General features: G+C 63.3%; 8 protein-coding genes. 3 read left to right on the top strand and 5 right to left on the bottom strand.

Annotation, left to right across the window (positions count from 1 at the left end; translation table 11 throughout):
• Positions 1 to 41 precede the first annotated feature (41 nt).
• Complete coding sequence (locus tag V7066_RS22035) at positions 42 to 2774, top strand: TonB-dependent receptor (RefSeq protein ID WP_334185136.1); 2733 nt, start codon at positions 42 to 44, stop codon at positions 2772 to 2774.
• A 99-nt stretch (positions 2775 to 2873) separates the two neighbouring features.
• Here the strand turns inward: V7066_RS22035 and pelA are convergent, their stop codons facing one another.
• The 4 genes from pelA to V7066_RS22015 are packed head-to-tail and all read right to left on the bottom strand — an operon-like array spanning position 2874 to position 9185.
• Positions 2874 to 4169 (bottom strand): pectate lyase, encoded by a 1296-nt coding sequence (gene pelA / locus V7066_RS22030; protein ID WP_334185135.1) that lies wholly within the window; start codon positions 4167 to 4169, stop codon positions 2874 to 2876.
• Entirely contained in the window at positions 4166 to 7285 is a 3120-nt protein-coding gene (locus V7066_RS22025) for a sugar-binding domain-containing protein (protein ID WP_334185134.1), read from the bottom strand. Before V7066_RS22025 ends, pelA begins: the two co-directional genes overlap by 4 nt.
• A complete protein-coding gene (locus V7066_RS22020) occupies positions 7282 to 8106 on the bottom strand; it encodes a rhamnogalacturonan acetylesterase (RefSeq protein ID WP_334185133.1) in 825 nt (274 codons plus the stop codon). The genes V7066_RS22025 and V7066_RS22020 overlap by 4 nt, the downstream gene beginning before the upstream one ends.
• Before the next feature lie 20 nt (positions 8107 to 8126).
• Positions 8127 to 9185 carry a pectinesterase family protein gene (locus V7066_RS22015; protein ID WP_334185132.1) on the bottom strand — a complete coding sequence of 353 codons (1059 nt, stop codon included), beginning with the start codon at positions 9183 to 9185 and terminating at the stop codon, positions 8127 to 8129.
• A 166-nt stretch (positions 9186 to 9351) separates the two neighbouring features.
• Between V7066_RS22015 and V7066_RS22010 the strand changes: the two genes are divergently transcribed.
• Positions 9352 to 10167: an IclR family transcriptional regulator gene (locus V7066_RS22010; protein ID WP_334185131.1), complete on the top strand. Its 816-nt coding sequence runs from the start codon at positions 9352 to 9354 to the stop codon at positions 10165 to 10167.
• Between the two features lie 302 nt (positions 10168 to 10469).
• A complete protein-coding gene (locus tag V7066_RS22005) occupies positions 10470 to 13910 on the top strand; it encodes a TonB-dependent receptor (RefSeq protein ID WP_334185130.1) in 3441 nt (1146 codons plus the stop codon).
• 108 nt (positions 13911 to 14018) lie between these two features.
• On the opposite strand, the gene V7066_RS22000 is transcribed toward V7066_RS22005, so the two are convergent.
• On the bottom strand, positions 14019 to 16196 hold the full coding sequence (locus V7066_RS22000) for a TonB-dependent siderophore receptor (protein ID WP_334185129.1): 2178 nt from the start codon (positions 16194 to 16196) through the stop codon (positions 14019 to 14021).
• Between the last annotated feature and the right edge of the window lie 369 nt (positions 16197 to 16565).

Genomic DNA, 16565 nt, shown 5'->3' with positions numbered 1-16565 from the left:
TCCCGGCAGAGATCGGTGGCGGCCGAGGAGAGGAAAATCCAATGAGGTATCCATACCCGTCCGCATCGCTGATTGCGCTGCTGGCGACGGGGGCCGGCGTCCCCGCCCTGGCGCAGGACGCCGCCGCGCCCGAAAGCGTTTCCGCGCCTAAAAATGATAGCGCTACCGAGCAGGAGATCATCGTTACCGGCATCCGCCGCAGCCTGGCCGACGCGGTCAATATCAAGCGCGCCGCGCCCAATCTGGTGGAGGCGATCTCGGCAGAGGACATCGGCAAGTTTCCCGATCGCAACCTGGCGGAATCGCTGCAGCGCGTAACCGGCGTGCAGATCACCCGAAACAAGGGCGAGGGTAGCGGCGTCAGTGTTCGCGGCCTGTCGGAAAACTTCACCCGCACGCTCTACAACGGCCGCGTCCTGACTTCTCCCAACGGAACGCGCGGGTTCTCCTTCACCTCGATGCCGACCGATTTCGTCAGCACCGTGGAAGTGAGCAAGACGCCCACCGCCGATATGATCGACGGCGGCCTTTCGGCAACGGTCAACGTCAGGATCAACCGGCCTGCGGACGTGGGCAAGAACATCGTCACCGTAGTGGCCGAAGGGCTCTACGAGACCAACCCGAAGAAAGTGACACCGCACGTCTCGGCTTTCGTGAACCGTGTATTCGGCGACGGCAGTTTCGGCGTGAACCTTGGCGTGAACTACGAGAAGCGCAAGGTCATCCAGGCGGGCTTCACCGGCTATGGTATCGAGCAACGCAAGGAGAATGTGACCGGGGGCTACGACTACGACCTCGACGGCGTCAGGTCCGACACTGCCTATGGCTTCGATCATGCGACCACTTTCGTTTCGGACGAGGGGGACTTCGAGCGCAAGGCGATCGTCGGCGGTCTTCAGTGGAAGCCGGCGGACAACGTCAATCTCTATGCCGACGGCCTCGCCACCTGGTTCACCGACGGCTTCAACCGGTTCGAGCACCAGCTGCGCTGGACCAACATCGGCGGTCCCAACGGCGCCGTGCGCGGCAGTACCGTGGGCGAGAACAACCTGCTGACGTTTCTCGACGCGGACGGGGTGGATCACCAGTCCAACAATCTCGACTGGGTGACCAAGGACCGCACGCTCAACTTCGCGCTGGGCGGCGACGTCGTACTCGGCGGGCTGACCGTTTCGGGCGAGGCGACTTACGGTCGCTCGGTGCGCAACGTATCCGACCGCAATTCCTTCGCGCCGATCTCGCGCGCTTCGGCGTCCTATGACATTGGCGGCGATCTCGGCGGGGTGCCGGACATCCAGTACACCCGCGGCTACGATCCGCTCGATCCGGGTACGTTCTACTTCCGCAGCTTCTCCGCCATTCGCGGGCAGAAGACCACCGAGACGAACAAGAGCGGCCGCCTCGACCTGAAGTACGATTTCGACAGCGGCTTCATTCGCGCGGTCAAGATCGGCGGCTACTACGGCGAGGACGAGATCGCGTTCGGCGCCCGGCCGCGCTATTTCGTGAGCCCGCAGGTGCTCTCGGAGATCTACGGTACGCCTTACCTTGCGGGCGTGGAGGGCGGCGCCGTTTCGGCTGCGGACCTGCTCAAGGTGGTCGATTACTCGCGCTTCATCGGCGACGGCCTGGGTGTCTTCCTGGTGCCGGACTATTCCAAGCTGTTCGCCAACGTCAGCCTCGACGAGGTGCTGGCCAAAGGCACGCTCACCATCGACCGCACCAACCAGTTCACGGTGGGTGAAAAAGTGCTGGCCGGCTATGCCCGCGCCGACTTCGCCACGGCCGATGAGCGTTTTTCGGGCAATATCGGCTTACGCTATGTGCGCACGCGGGTGACTTCGGACGGCTTCGGAGCGGACATCGCCAATGCGGAGCTGCAAAGCGACAGTATCACCCTGATCGTGCCGGACAGCGGGCCGATCGCGTTCAGGAATTCCTATTCGAACTGGCTGCCCAGCCTGAACCTGCGCTTTGCGGCGAGCGACAATATCGTCATTCGCGCGGGCCTGGCCCGTGCCATGACACGGCCCGACCTCAACCGTCTGGCGCCGTCGGTGGCCATCAACGCCAACGTGCGCACGATCACCACGCAGAACCCCTTCCTGAAACCCTATCTTGCAGACCAGGCGGATCTCTCGCTCGAATACTACTTCGGCAAGGCCGGCCTGCTTTCGGCGGCGGTATTCTACAAGGACGTGAAGAACTTCATCGTCGATACCACTTCGGTCGAGACTCGCACGATCCGGTCTACTCTGACCGGCACCGTCACGCTGGACTTCCGCACCTTCCGCCCGGACAACGGTGAGGGCGGCAAGATCAAGGGCCTGGAACTGAACGCCCAGGTGCCGCTCGACATGCTGCCTTCCCCCTTCGACGGGTTCGGTGTCACCTCCAACCTGACGCTGCTCGATGTGAGTGATGTCGCCACCACGGCGGGAGGCCCGAAAGTGCCGATCCCCGGCGTTTCCAAGCGCAGCTACAATCTGGGCGCCTATTACGAGAAGGCAGGCTTCGGCATTCGCGCGAACTATTCCTACCGCAGCACCGCGATCAACAATCTGTCTGGCACTTTCGGAGACGGCGACCGCCAGAAGCCCTATGGCCAGCTCGATATTTCAGCGAACTACGATGTGAACGCGCTGCTTTCCCTGACGTTCAATGCCAGCAACGTCACCGGGGCAACGCTCAAGCGCGAAACCTTGCAGGGCGTTCTTCTCAGCGAATACGACTTCGGCCGGCGCTTTACCGGCGGCGTTCGCGTGAAATTCTAGAGCGTTTTCCAGTCAGGGGTTTCCGGACCTCGAAATCCTCCCACTGTCGGTCGCGCGATCCCCTCCGCGACCGACTTTTTTTGTCAGGGAAAGATCCGGTCAGCGCGCGGCATCTTTCGTGAAGCGCAAGGGGGCGGTGTTGAACCACGAATAGCCGGCTCGGCGTTCCAGGCTGATCTCGTTGGGGTCGTCGTGGATCGAACGGTCGCGATCGCCGAAGATCGGCTTGCCGGTGGCGATATCGTAGTACCGGGCCCAGATCGGACCGGCGCCGGGCCGGGAGACGAGTTGGGGGCCATTTGGCGCCGTACCCTTGCGGTTCCATTCCAGGTCCATCAGCGCATGAGCCGTCAGCCACCGCGTCGCGTCGTGCACCGCCGCGTCCACTGCGGGCGATGGGGCGACGTGGCTTTGAAGATAGACAAGCAGGTCGACCGTCTCGGCGGTGGAAAGCGCGGTCGGTTCGAAATTTCGGGCGCCGGCCGGTTCAAGGGTCAGCGGATCGTATTGCTGCGCCCAGATCGTGGGCGTCCCCTGAACGCTGACCTGGCTGCGCAGGATCACGGCGGTCGCCCGCCCGGCGGCGCGTTGCGCGCGCGCGGCCTGTGCCGGGGCGACGAAAGCGTAGGAGCCGCCCCGTTCGCCTACCTCCTGAAGAAACACTGCGACTTGCGAGATCGCATTGTCGTTGAAGGTCAGGGCATCGTGATAACCGCCCTGCAGCGGATAGACCTGCGGCCAGCCGCCGTTGGGGAACTGGGCCTCAAGCAGATAATCCACCCCCCGAACGAAGGCATCGCGATAGCGGGCACCGTCCTTGCCCGGTAGACCGTGCTGTACCTTTGCCAGGAAGCGCAGCTCCGTGGTCGTGGCGTCGTTGTCGATGGTCCCGACATAGCGCCAGGCCTTGTCGCTCGACTGGATGTCGCCCTCGGCCATGGGGGGAAGGTGTTCGATCGGCACGAAGGACTGGCCGCGCAGACGGGTGGGCGCGGTTCGGTCCTGGTTCTTGCCCCAGCCTCCGGCGGGTGTCTGGAAGCTGACGATATTGTCGGCAATCGCGCGGGCCTCCCTGCCGGCGTACCATTCGGATGGACGATCGAGCGGCATGGAATTTGCTCGTCCTTCTGCCGGGCCTTCCGGCACTGCGGCCAGGCCGCGCCGCTCGGCGGCGAGCACGGCCTTGTCCTGCGCCATCGCGGCCTGGGAGCGGGCGAGATATGTGCGCCACGCCGCCTGCTCGGGCGCGGGCAGGGCGGCGATGCGCTCGGCGGTAATGGGCTGTGCAGGTGTCATCGTGCCGATCACTTTGGCCTGGACCGGAGCGGGGGCCCCCATGGAGGCCAGCAGGCTCCCCGCAAGCAAGATCGCGATCCGACGTTCGATGGGCTTCATGCGGTTTCTCCGGAAACGAGCCAGCGCACGGCGTTGGCGAGAAGACGGCGCTGCAAGGGAGCGACCATGTCGGGCAGGCGATGCACGAGGACGCGCATGCCCTCCTTCGTCGCGGTGAACGACGCGGCGCCGTTGCGCCGGTCATGGTCGCGGCTGTATCCGGCGATGATCGCCACGCCCTCGCCATCGACGATCAGCCCGTTCGAGGGCTGGCCTTCGATCTGGTGCAGCACGCTGGTGGCTCTGTCGGCAGGAATGCCGTCGAACAGCGGGTGCGTGCGCAGGTAGTTCCAGTTGCCCATCCACGGCGCTCTGAGGTTGCCTACCTGTCCGGCAAAAGCGAACAGGCCCAGCGCGGAAAGCTGGCGGGCGACGCCTTCGGCCAAACCGTCTTCCGGCACCAGCGCGAAGAGCGGTGTGCCCTTGCGCACGGCGGCCAGCACTTCGGGCGGCAGCGCGCCGGGAACCACGCCCTCGGGCTTGCCCTTGCCATCCGGCTGGGCTTCCAGTCCGGTTTCCTCGCCGATCTGGCGGCGCGCGATCTCTTCGGCCTGAAGACCCGATGCGACAATCCCGTCGTAGCGCTGTCCGGGGCGGAAATCCTCGAAGCTGACGTCGGTCATGGCTGTCAATGTGCGCCGCAGGGAGATCGCCACGCCCGACAGGGCCACGCGCGGACGGCGGCGCAAAGCGGGAGCGGGCGCCACCACCCAGTGCTCGCGCGTGAAAGTCGCCTCGGGATGGGCCGAATGGGCGAAGTGTATCAGCCAGCGTCCGGGAACCTCGAAGGGCGGCACGGCGACATTCTCGGCAATGAGATAGCGCAGGGTATCGGGGCTTTGCGCCGGAGCCGGGTAGCACCCGAGAGTCCGTTCCGTGCCATCGGGCGCGGTCAGGGAGAGGACGAGTTCGCCGGGCGCGGGCTGCCCGCTGTCGTTGAACAACCAGAGATCAAGCTGTGGCCCTTCGCCCAGATCGTGAACGAGGCGCCGCTGCTTCGCGCAAGGGCGCACCGGCTGGAGGCTGCGCCGCACGATCGCCGGATCGGCCTTGAAGCGGCGCAAGTTGTCGACGATGCCGGAATGGTTCTCGATGGCGGTGCTTTCCCAACCGCTGATCGCCGCGATATCCACTTCGTCGCCGATGCGGATGTTTTCGAGGTAATTCTCCCAGGCTTCGTAGCACTTGTGCCCGATCGAAAGGAACAGGCTCTCGTCGGTCGGGAAAGCCTTGCGAAATCCCCAGCGGTCCAGGAAGGCACCGGTCGCGGAAAGGATTTCCCGATGGTCGGCGAGGTCGTAGGAACCCTTCCCGCGGGCCTCCAGTTCCCGCACCATGCCGGCGTGATTGTCGGCCACGGCGCAGCCCTGCATCTCGCCGAACTCGACGATGAAGGGCTTGCCGGTCTGGCGGTGGATATAGTCCTGAGGGGAGCGGTAGAACCGGTCGTACCACTGGTCGCCAGCGCCCTGGTGATTGACCCACCAGCCGCCCCACTGCTCGACGTCGGAGCGGTAGTAATGCTCATCGTAGGGCAGGTACATCGCCTGGGCCGCGCCGCGCTGGACGAAGCCGTCGTTGAGGATAACCGCGCGGCTAGGATCGACCTCATGAATCGCGGACAGGACGCGCTGGACATCGGGATTGTCGAGGTTGGCGCCGATCTCGTTCTGCAAGGTGTAGTGGACCAGGCTGGGATGGGACCGGAAAGTACGCGCCATGGCCACGCATTTGGCGACCATGTAGTCGCGGCTGAAGGCTTCGGCGGAGGGCAGGCTTTCGCCCGCCTTGAGGTCGCGGGCGATCGCGTGACGACCGCCGCCCGGCTCCATGACCCGCAGCAGTCCGAGACGATCCTGTGCGGCCAGGACTTCCTCCTTGCCGACATTTCGGTGGAAGTGAAGGCAATTGAGCCCGAGTGCCTTGGCCGCATCGACTTCGCGCGCGGCCAGCTCGGGATCGGGCCAAAGGCCGTTATGTCCCCAGTAGCCCCAGGAAATCGCCGAATGGAGCCTGATGCGTCGGCCATTCAGGCGCAGCAGGGCGTCGGTTCCGACACCCTCGATGCCGATCCACCGGAAGCCGAATTCGACCGTGCGGCTGTCCTCTCCCCAGGTCAGCCGCATCCGGTGGAGATGCGGAGCTTCCAGGCTCCAGAGTGCGGCGCCGGGGACCGCGATGCGCAGCACGGCGGTCGCGACGTTTCCATCCAAAGTCAGGCGTTCGAGGATGGGCCGTACGGCGATCTCGGTGCCGTCCGGTCCCAGCAGCGTGGTCTGGACCTTGCTTTGCAGGGCTTCGATGCGGGGCGGCGGCTTGGCGAAAGCGATTTCCATGTGCGCGGTTACGACGCGGGGATCGGGCGTGTTGAGCACCCAGGCGTCACGCAGATGGGCGTCTCTGGGATGCATGGTGAGCGTCATCCCGCGATCGAGACCGCCGAATCCATGCGAGGCGAAGAGACGCACCGCCCCCCAGGTCATCGTGGTGGAATCCCGCCAGTCGTAACGGCCGCCGGGATTGGTGATGCGGATCGCCAGCCGGTTCGCGCCACCGGGGCGCATGGCCTCGGTCAGGTCGCAGTGAATCGGCAGTTCCGAAAGGATCGAATAGCCGACCAGCATTTCGTTGAGGAAGATTTCGGCGCGCAGCCGCGCACCGCGAATATGCAGCAATACCCGCTTCCCGCGGGCTTCGGCAGGAATGGCGATCTCGCGATACCACCAGGAGACGCCGGGGCAGGCGCCATTCCGGGGCACCGGATCGTCGGCCGCATAGCGATATTCGTCGCCGTTGTAGGGGCGCGAGCCGAAGGCGCCCCAGAAATGCTCCTCGACCGTGGTGGGCAGCGTCACCGTGCGGGCATCGACCCGCCAGAGCGCGGCCCAGCCGCCGCTGGGCGGGTGGACGGGCAGGGCCGTGAGGTCCACGTCGTCGGGCAGGAAAATGCGGTCGTTTGCCCATTCGGCGGCACGGTCGGGCCAGAGTTTCCAGCCATGGTCCGGCACTTCGGCCAGGACCGGCGCCGCGTGGGTGGAGGGGACGAACGAGAGGCCCGCCGCCCCGACCATTCCGGTGCCCAGCAACGTGCGGCGGCTGAGCGAAGGCCCCTTCATGGAATCAGGACCGACCGCATGTCCGGCACGGACTGTGCGAGTCCGGCCGTGACCATGGTTGCAAAGTAGTCGGCGCCTTCGCGGCCGAGATGGGTCCGGTCGAACGAGAGGCGGATACGGCCCATCGGACGATCGTTCACTTCGGTCGAAGCGGGTGGAGACTCGACCGGCGCCGCGCCCTTGGGCAGTTGGGCGAAACGATCCGCCGCCTCTTCGCCCATCTGCTGGACTGCCGCGCTGCTCAGGGCATTGAGGTCCACCAGCGGCACCTGCTTCTCCCGCGCGACCTTGCGGATCGCCTCGGACCATGGTTCGAGATCGTGTTCCAGTCGTCCCTTCACGAAGCTGCGCCGGGTCAGCGGGGTCAGCAGCACCGGATGAGCGCCTGCGGCCCGGACTTCATCGACGTAGCGGGCGATGTTTCGGGGAAACTCGGTGGCAAGATCGGTCGAGCGACCGGGCTTTCCGGGCTGGTCGTTGTGTCCGAACTGGATCAGCACCCAGGTATCGGCATAGCCTTGGGTGCGCATCTCGGATTGCACGACGTCCCAGGAGCCTTCCGCGCGGTAGCTGCCGGAACTGCGACCGCCGCGGGCAAGGTTCAGGCAGGCGGCGAAGGAGGTGACGTGGTAGGCGCAGAAGCTCGGCCCCCAACCGCCGACGACGGCCGTGGTCGAATCTCCGACGAGGATGATCTTCGCAGGCCTGATCCTGGCAGGCGCTTCGGGTGCGGATTCCGCAGAGCGGGCGGGCGAGAGGGCAAGGGGAGCAGCGGCAAGTGCAAGGAAGAGCGGCATAGCACGGCATGCAAGCTGGCGCATTTTTAGCGGTCTCCGGTCTGTCAGGGTTGCCAATCGCCGAAAGTGGCGGGCGAGAGCATCGTGCGGGCCTGTCCGTCCGTCAGAAAACGGCGGGTGCCGGAACTTGCCGCTGCTCCCGGTCCCTTGCTGGCGAATTCGAAGAGCCGGGCCTCCTGCGGCATCAGTTGGCGGCGCTGGCCTGAGGGATCGGTGAACCCCATCGAAGTCCAGCCTGCCGGAGCGATATGTCTGTCCATCCAGCAATCGATGTAGGCGGTGGCACCGGTCAGATCCATGTTGTTGCCCGCGCGCCAGGGACGGCCGAGATAGACGGTTCCGTCCGGAAGGCCTTCCTCGCGGCTCAGGCGGCAGGCGTGGAAGACCAGTCCCGCCGGCTGCGACATGCGGGTGCTCGGCGCCGCGACATAGCCTTGCACGTCCATGCCCGGTACGAAGCGCGAGCGGATCTCGCAGCGGTCGAAGCGGGCGAGGGCGCCGCCGAAAATGAAATCGACATTTCCGCTGACCATCGTGCCCCGGAACAGCGCGCGGCAGCCCTCCTGCACATAGAGCGTATCCTGATAGCCCTCGATCGCGCAGTCGGTCACGCGGATGCGGTCGGAACCACGTGCCAGGGACAGCGCAACCGCTTGCGATCCGCCGCTGGCGCCGGTTCGCCGGTCCTCGATGTAGTCGAACCCGTTGCGGACGGTTAGGCGCGAGAGCGAGACTCCGGGTGCGGTCACGGTCATCGTCGCCGAACCCGAGGTGCCCCATTTCCGCCCGGCCCGGTCGCTCAATCCGGCCGCGGCCGCGAACGTCACCACACTTTCCGGGCCGGAGCCGACGATTTCCGCACCGGCAAGGTCGACAAGTACTTTCTCGGTGAAGATGCCCGGTTCCAGCAGGATGCGCGGCCGCTCGCGGGAACGGAGCAGCGCGATCGCTTCTCCGATGGTCCGCAGGGTGCCGGGGCGGCCGCTCGTGCTGACTCTGGCATCCCAGCGTGGCCGGGCTTCGGCAGAAACCCGCCAGGGCAGCGCCGCAACGGCGGCCGAGGCGATCAGCGCGCGCCGGGTGCTCGCGAACGATGAATCCATTCCCCCTGCTCCCCTCTCTTTGACCCCTGTTCTTTGGGGTTGTCCAAGCAGGCTATCATGGGGCTGGTTATTTGCAAGCAGGTATCATATATGAAAGCTATCTTGGGCGCTGTGGTGTGGCAGCAGCTTGGTTGCAGAGGTATCCGACGTGGTTTATGGCCGTTCGATGGGCCCATCCGATGAAAACGAGGAAGGCGCCGAAGCCCCAGGCAAGCGCCCCTATTCCGCTCCTGCGCTCGAAAAGGGCATCGCGATTCTCGAGCTTTTCGCGAAGGATCCCAGCGGTCTTACCATCAGTGAGATCGCCCAGCGCCTGAAGCGCTCGATCAGCGAAGTGTTCCGCATCATCATCGTGATGGAACGCTTGGGCTGGCTGCACAAGAACCCGGCGAACGACCGCTACACGGTCTCCTATCGGGTCCTCGATGTCGCCTTCCGGGCAACGCCAGCCCATACGCTGAGCACTGTTGCCGCGCCGATCATGCACCAGCTTTCGATCGACACCAACCAGTCCTGCCATCTCGTCGTGCGGACCGGCGGGAATGCCACGGTGATCCACCGGCAGGAGAATATCGGGCCGGTAGGCTTCGGCATTCGGCTGGGGACGGTGGTGGATATCCTCACCAGCTGCTCCGGCCACGTGCTGCTGGCCTTCACTGCCGCCGAGCGCCGAGCCACGTTGCTCGCTGAATTGCCGCAAGTGGGCGGCGGCCCGTTGAAGGCCCTCGACAAGCGCCTCAACGTGGTACGCATGCAAGGTTATGAAATGCAGCCGAGCGCCCGCACTGCCGGCGTCACGGATATCAGCTTCCCGGTCTTCGGTTTCGACGGCCACGTCAGCGCGGCGCTGACGATCCCATTTCTGGTCACCATCGACGGCTCCCAGAAGACGGACCTCGATCGGACTCGCCAGATGCTGGGGCAGGCGGCTCAGGATATTTCCGAGGGTTTGGGCTGGATGGGGCCATTGCCTGAAGCCTGACTGCTGGGGCAATGCTCGAACAGTATCAAGATCTGCGACTGGTGCAGTTGCAGATCTTTTTACATGTCCGAACGGGTTGCGGCTATTTTTCTATGCAAATGTAGCTTGCAAATATAAAACTCGTGAAATAATGTCAGCTTGACTATGCCGACATGGGATCGGCAGGTCGGGGGAGGTCGTCAGGCCGACAGCTCGAGGCGATACGCGCTGATTCAAATGCGCGAGCGCTGACGCGTAACGGCTTACCTCCATCGGTGCGGGTGCGGCGCAGGGATGTGTCCGCAGGACAGAGGGAGAGAACCGTGGCGGACAATCGGTCGAACACCAGAACCAATCTGCGTCTTACTGTTTCCTTGAGCGGCATGGCACTGGCCGGAATGGCCGGGCCGGCCTGGGCGCAATCCCAAGCGGAGGCGACGTCGCTGGCCGAGGCTTCCTCTTCTGCGAGCGCAAATGACACCGGTGTCTCTGCCGCCGAGATCATCGTTACAGGCTTTCGTGCATCCTTGCGCAACTCGCTGGACGAGAAGCGTACCGAGAACGTGCAGGTGGATGCGATCAATGCCGAGGACATCGCCGACTTCCCGGATTCGAACCTGGCAGAATCGCTGCAGCGTCTGCCGGGCGTCTCGATCGACAGGGACAATGGCGAAGGGCGGCAGATTTCGGTGCGCGGTCTGGGCGGGGACTTCAACCGCACCCGGCTGAACGGGCTGGAAGCCTTGGCCACGGCCGGATCGAACGATTCCGGCACGAGCCCCAACCGCAGCCGCGCTTTCGACTACAACACGTTCGCTTCGGAACTGTTCAGTTCGCTCAAGGTGCGCAAGACTTCGGCCGCGGAGACTGACGAAGGCTCGCTGGGCGCCACGATCGACCTCGAGACCGGCAAGCCCTTCGACTACAATAAACCGACCCTGGCCCTGTCGAGCGAGGCGAGTTATCAGGAGAACTCGAAGAAGTTCTCTCCCCGTATCGCCGGTCTTGCTTCCACGCGCTTTGCCGACAACACGATGGGTATCCTGATCTCGGGCGCCTTTAGCAAGTCCTCGAACGAGATCGACCAGTACCGGCGCAGTGCCGGTTCTTCAGACTACCTCTATCGCGGTTCGGACTGGGCCGGCAACGAAAGCCCGCAGCGTGCCGGCTTTGCTGCGCCCGTCGGCACCGATCTGGGAAGTGCCATCACCAATCCCGATGCGATCGCGCAGCTCACCGGATCGGATCCCGAGGCTTATGCGAAGCTGTTTCCCGGTGCGCCCTACAACACGCCGGGCCGCTACGACGATTCCCGCGTTCGCATTCCAGCCCTGCCGAGCATCGAGCAGCAGAATGTTCGCAATCAGCGTATCGGCCTGACCGCGGCCTATCAATGGCAGATGAGCGACCGAACCCTGCTGACGATCGACGGCGTCTATTCACGTTTCAAGAATACCAGCGTCTACAACCAGATCGGCCCGGTCGGTCTGAACCGGAACAATACGAATGCCGCCTACAACACGGCCGGCAACAACCTGACGCCCACCGCTGCGCGCAATCTTTACCCAGGTCTCTGCGCTCCGGCGGCAGGCGATGACCTGACTGCGCCGATGGACTGCGGGCAGCAGCTCTACGGCACGACCCCGGCGTTCTCGACCGCGCTCGATGCCAACGGCAATTTGGTCGATGCGGTACTGGGAACGGGCGCGATCGTTCCAGGAGCGACGAGCCCGGCCAATGCCAATATCTTCAGTACCAATCCAAATAATCTCGATCCCTACGACTATTACAACAACCCCAATTCCGTGGGGTACATTCCTTCATCGAACCGGCTGGCCTATCGCGGCAACCTGATCGGCCGCCCGGCGGTGCGGGTGATGGATGCAAACGTGACGAACGGCGTTGCAGACTATCTCGTGCTGGAAAACGTCGACTTCCGCTCGGCTCAGGACATGAGCACTTATACCACCGCGTTCAAGCAGGGGTCGATCCGGCTCGACCATGAGTTTACCGACACGCTGAAAGTACACGGTGTTTTCGGACGTTCGGAATCCAGTAACGACTCCGAAGGACTGCTGGTCGAATTCAACCGCATGAACAGTCCCGGACAGTTCGTGTTCGACGAACGCGGTGGCGGTTCGATGCCTTCCATCGACTTCGGATTCGATCCGGCAGACGCCAGCAACTGGGACACGGTCAAGGGCTTCTCCGCGATCCGTCGCTATGTTCGCAAGACCGACAACACCTACACCACCGGCAAAGTGGATGCGGAGTGGGCAATGAACAGCGAGTTCACGCTCAAGGCGGGGCTGGCCTGGCGCAAGTATACGTTCTCCACTGTCCAGTACGAGCGCGTGAACGACCTGCTCAACCCCACTTTGCGGGAAGCGGGTGTGAACGTCGCCGATGTGGCGAAGACGATCGACTTCGGGCAGGGACTGAATGTGCCGGAAGGGTCGGTCTCCAGCTTCGTGGTGCCGGATATCGCGGCCTTCGAAAAGCTTTACGACTTCCGCTGCAACTGCGTGAACGAATGGGGCGACTGGCGCGTCTCGAACAAGCGCAATCGCACCACCAGTTTCGGTGTGACGGAAAAGAACCTGACCGGCTATGTCCAGGCCGACTTCGACACGCTTCTGTTCGGACGGGCGTTTCGCGGCAACGCGGGGGTACGCGTGGCGGGAACGGACCTGACGTCCGTAGGCGAAACGCAGGCGGGACGCCCGATCAAGGGGCGCAATCGCTACACCGATTTCCTTCCCTCGCTCAATCTGGTCTATGAGCCCGTCGACGACTTCCTGGTCCGTTTCGCGGCGGCCAAAGTCATTGCAAGGCCGCTGCTGGGCAATCTTTCGCCTTCGATCTCGTCGATCAGCGTGCCCAATACCGGGGATACCACAGGCGGCTCGCTGACGATCGGCAATCCGCAGCTATCGCCCTTCCAGGCAACCAACCTGGATTTCAGCGCGGAGTGGTACTTCGCACCCGGCGGCCTGATTTCCGTTGCCCTGTTCAACAAGCAGATCGCGAGCTTTCCGCAGACCGTGCTTTACGAAGCGCCGCTGTCCCAGTTCGCGGATGCCGAGACGATCGCGGCGATCCGCGCGCAATACACCAACCCGTCCCAGATCGCCTATATCGACAGCAACTATCCGTTCCTGGCGCGCCAGTACCGCGATGCGCCGGGCGGATATGTCCGAGGGATCGAGGTCAACTTCCAGATGGATCTGACCTTCCTGCCGGGCCTGTTCAAGAACTTCGGCATCCTCATCAACGGCACCTATATCAAGTCCCAGCTCGAATACATTCTCGATCCGGGCAGCGCGACGGCACCGCAGACCACCGCGAAAGCACCGTTCCTGGGAGTGTCCCCCAAGGCGCTTAACGCCACGCTCTATTACGAGGGCAAGCGCTTTCGCGGGCGCGTCTCGGCGGCCTATCGGGCGGGCTACAGCACGACTTATCCGATCGCATCCGGTTCGTGCTCGCCAGGGATTTCCACCTCGCCGGTGCCGACCAATCCAAATGCCTCGGTGTCCTACTGCGGCAGCCCACTGATCAACGACTTCCAGTCGAGCCGCTCGACCCTGAACGTCGATGCTTCCACCAGCTTCCAGATTACCGAGCGCTTCTCCATCTCGGCGGAAGCTCTGAACCTGACGAACCAGCCCAGCGAGCGTTATGCCTACTCCGATCAACCCGTAGTAACTCAATACTCCAGCTCGGGTCGTGTGTTTCGGATAGGCGGTCGCGTGAAATTTTGAAGAATTGTGACCGAGACCATGATCTGCCCCCAATCCGCCGCGAAACGATGCTGCGCGGCGGATATCTGGATGGAACTGATTGTGCCGTGGCCGATCAGCCGAAACCGATCAGAAGTTGTAACGCACGCTGCCAAGGATCGTCCTGCGCGCACCAAAGTAGCACCCTGTCGCGGCGATGCAGGTCTTGAGATATCGGTTGTCGAAAAGGTTGCTCACGTTCACCGCGACATTGATGCCGTGAAGCGAAGTTGAAAGCATACTGAGGTCATAGCGCAGGGCGGCATCGAATATCGTTGCGCCCGGAATCCGGTAAAGGTTCGCGGCATCGCCATACAGGCGACCGAAGTACGTACCCCCGAAACCGAGGCCTACGCCTTGCAGCGACCCGGATTGCACGGTGTAGTCCGCGCGCGCGGACGCCTGATGGTTGGACACGAATGGAAGCTCGTTGCCCAGAAGACTGACGCCAGCAGCGTTCTGGTTCGCTTTGAGAACCTCGGATTGACTGTAGGCGTAGGAGCCGATGAGGTTGAGGCCTGTTACGGGCGTGAGCTTTGCTTCCAGCTCGATGCCGCGAACGCGCGCTTCGCCGGTCTGGGTGTTGAACCGGAAATCGACAGGGTCCGGGGTCGTGACGTTTGTCTGACGCAAGTCGTAGAGTGCCAGCGTGATCAGACCGAGCCCGTCAAGGAGCTGGTACTTTGCCCCGGCCTCCCATTGCTTTCCGGTTGTGGGCACGAAAGTCTGTCCAAGGCGGTCCGTACCCGATGTGGGCTGGAACGAGGTGCCGTAGGCGGCGTAGGCGGACAACTGATCGGTCAGCATGTAGGTGAGGCCGACACGACCTGTGAACTTGTTGTCGCTCTGGCGCACCCTGGTTCGGGTGTTGGCTGCGACGGCCGTTGTCAGGGTTGTCGAATCCGCCATGTCAAAGCGACCGCTGGCGAGCAGCGAGAGCCGGTCCCAGGTCATCAGATACTGGCCATAGAGGCCCAACTGATCACGCTTCTGGGCAATGATCGTGGCCGTCGCGGGGCGAACGATGCCGCCAGTGTAGACAGGGTTGAAGATGTCGATCGAGGGCGCCAGGCTGAGGGCACTTTCCTCGTATCGAGCACGCTCGAACTGGTAATCAAGCCCGAGCAGGAAGTCGTGTGTTACCGCACCTGACCCGAACTTGGCTGTCAGGCGAGTGTCCGATGAGAACACCCGGCTGGTTTCCGGGAACGCCCAGGCATAGCGGGACAACGTGCGGCCATCCGCTGCCAGCGCGATTGCCTGAACCCGCTGGGAATCGGTGGTGACGCTGGAGTAGCGCACGTTCTGCTGGAAGCCGAAATTGTCATCGAACTTGCGCTCGACTTCGGCGCCTACGGACCATTGCTCGTTTGAGAAATGATCGTAGTCGGGATCGCCGATGAAGACGCTGCGCGGAATTTTACCATTCACGTTGGGATAGAGGGTGCCCACGGTGGGCAGGGCAGCCGGCGCCCCACCGCCGTTCGATGTAATCTTCTGATACTCACCCAGCAGCGTGATCGATGTGGCCTCATCGGGCTGGAACCGCAGCGAAGGCGCGACGAATACGCGCTTTTCGTCGAGGTAATCCGTCGAGGTATTGCTGGTCCGTCCCAGCGCCGTCAGGCGATAGCTGAGACGGCCCCCGTCATCGATCGGCCCGCCGAAATCGAGCCCTGCCTGATACCGGTCATAGCTCGCCACCTGGAGCAGGATTTCGTGGAGGGGTGTGTCAGTGGGCCGCTTGCTGACCATGTTGAGCAGACCGCCCGGGGCACTCTGGCCGTAGAGGGCCGATGCAGGACCTTTAAGAACTTCGATGCGTTCCAGCCCGTAAGGCTCGATGCGCATCTGCGAGTAGCCACGCGCACCGAACGGGAGGCGCAGGCCATCAAGGTAGCGCCCCGGATTGAAGCCGCGGATGGAAATCCAGTCGTAGCGTACGTCCGTATCGCCATATTGGGTGACGATGCCGGGCGTGTTCTGGATTGCCTGTGCAATACTCTGAACGCCTCGAGCCGCGATCTCCTCGGCCGAGACGGTATTGATGGCCTGCGGCGTCTTCACGATCGGCAGGTCGAGCTTGGAGCCGTTCGCGATTTCGGTGGGGTAGGGGCGGGCGGTTACAATGATCCCATCATCCTCGGTTGCTGCCGGGCCGGGGGCTTCATCATATGCAGCCGCCGCCTCTGCGCTTGCCACGCTCGGGATCAGGATAAAGCCCATCGCAGCGCTGGACAGCGCCCCTGCCAGAAATCTGTTTTTCACGAGAGCCCCTTCAAATATTAATTATAATGAGATGCATTTGCAATAGCCGCCTAAGGTGGTGATTGTTATAAATCAAGGCCTTTGACCTTCCTCAGTGCCAAAGCCTTCGCGGCGCTTTTCAAATAGGGGTGGACGACGACACGCGCGCGATCGCGTGGACACACGCGATGGTAGATTGCCGTCGCGGCAGGAAGGCGAGCTTACGTACCATCGCGCCCCACCCCAGTCTGGGCGGTCTTTCGGCCAGTCACCTCGGCGGTCCCGCATCAACAGATCATGGGCGGCTTATGCCTATTCCGGACGATCTGCTTCCTACCTTTCACGCCGAAAACCTGCCGGGCCGTAGGCGCCCCAGAGCGGACATTCAAC

Source organism: Novosphingobium sp., from assembly GCF_036820275.1.
Classification (GTDB): Bacteria; Pseudomonadota; Alphaproteobacteria; order Sphingomonadales; family Sphingomonadaceae; genus Novosphingobium.
This window is presented reverse-complemented; position numbering and strand designations above follow the sequence as displayed.

Excerpts from the sequence above, each read along its gene's own strand:
- V7066_RS22035 (WP_334185136.1), top strand. The coding sequence starts at position 42 with ATGAGGTATCCATACCCGTCCGCATCGCTGATTGCGCTGCTGGCGACG.
- pelA (WP_334185135.1), bottom strand. The coding sequence starts at position 4,169 with ATGAAGCCCATCGAACGTCGGATCGCGATCTTGCTTGCGGGGAGCCTG.
- V7066_RS22025 (WP_334185134.1), bottom strand. The coding sequence starts at position 7,285 with ATGAAGGGGCCTTCGCTCAGCCGCCGCACGTTGCTGGGCACCGGAATG.
- V7066_RS22020 (WP_334185133.1), bottom strand. The coding sequence starts at position 8,106 with ATGCGCCAGCTTGCATGCCGTGCTATGCCGCTCTTCCTTGCACTTGCC.
- V7066_RS22015 (WP_334185132.1), bottom strand. The coding sequence starts at position 9,185 with ATGGATTCATCGTTCGCGAGCACCCGGCGCGCGCTGATCGCCTCGGCC.
- V7066_RS22010 (WP_334185131.1), top strand. The coding sequence starts at position 9,352 with ATGGGCCCATCCGATGAAAACGAGGAAGGCGCCGAAGCCCCAGGCAAG.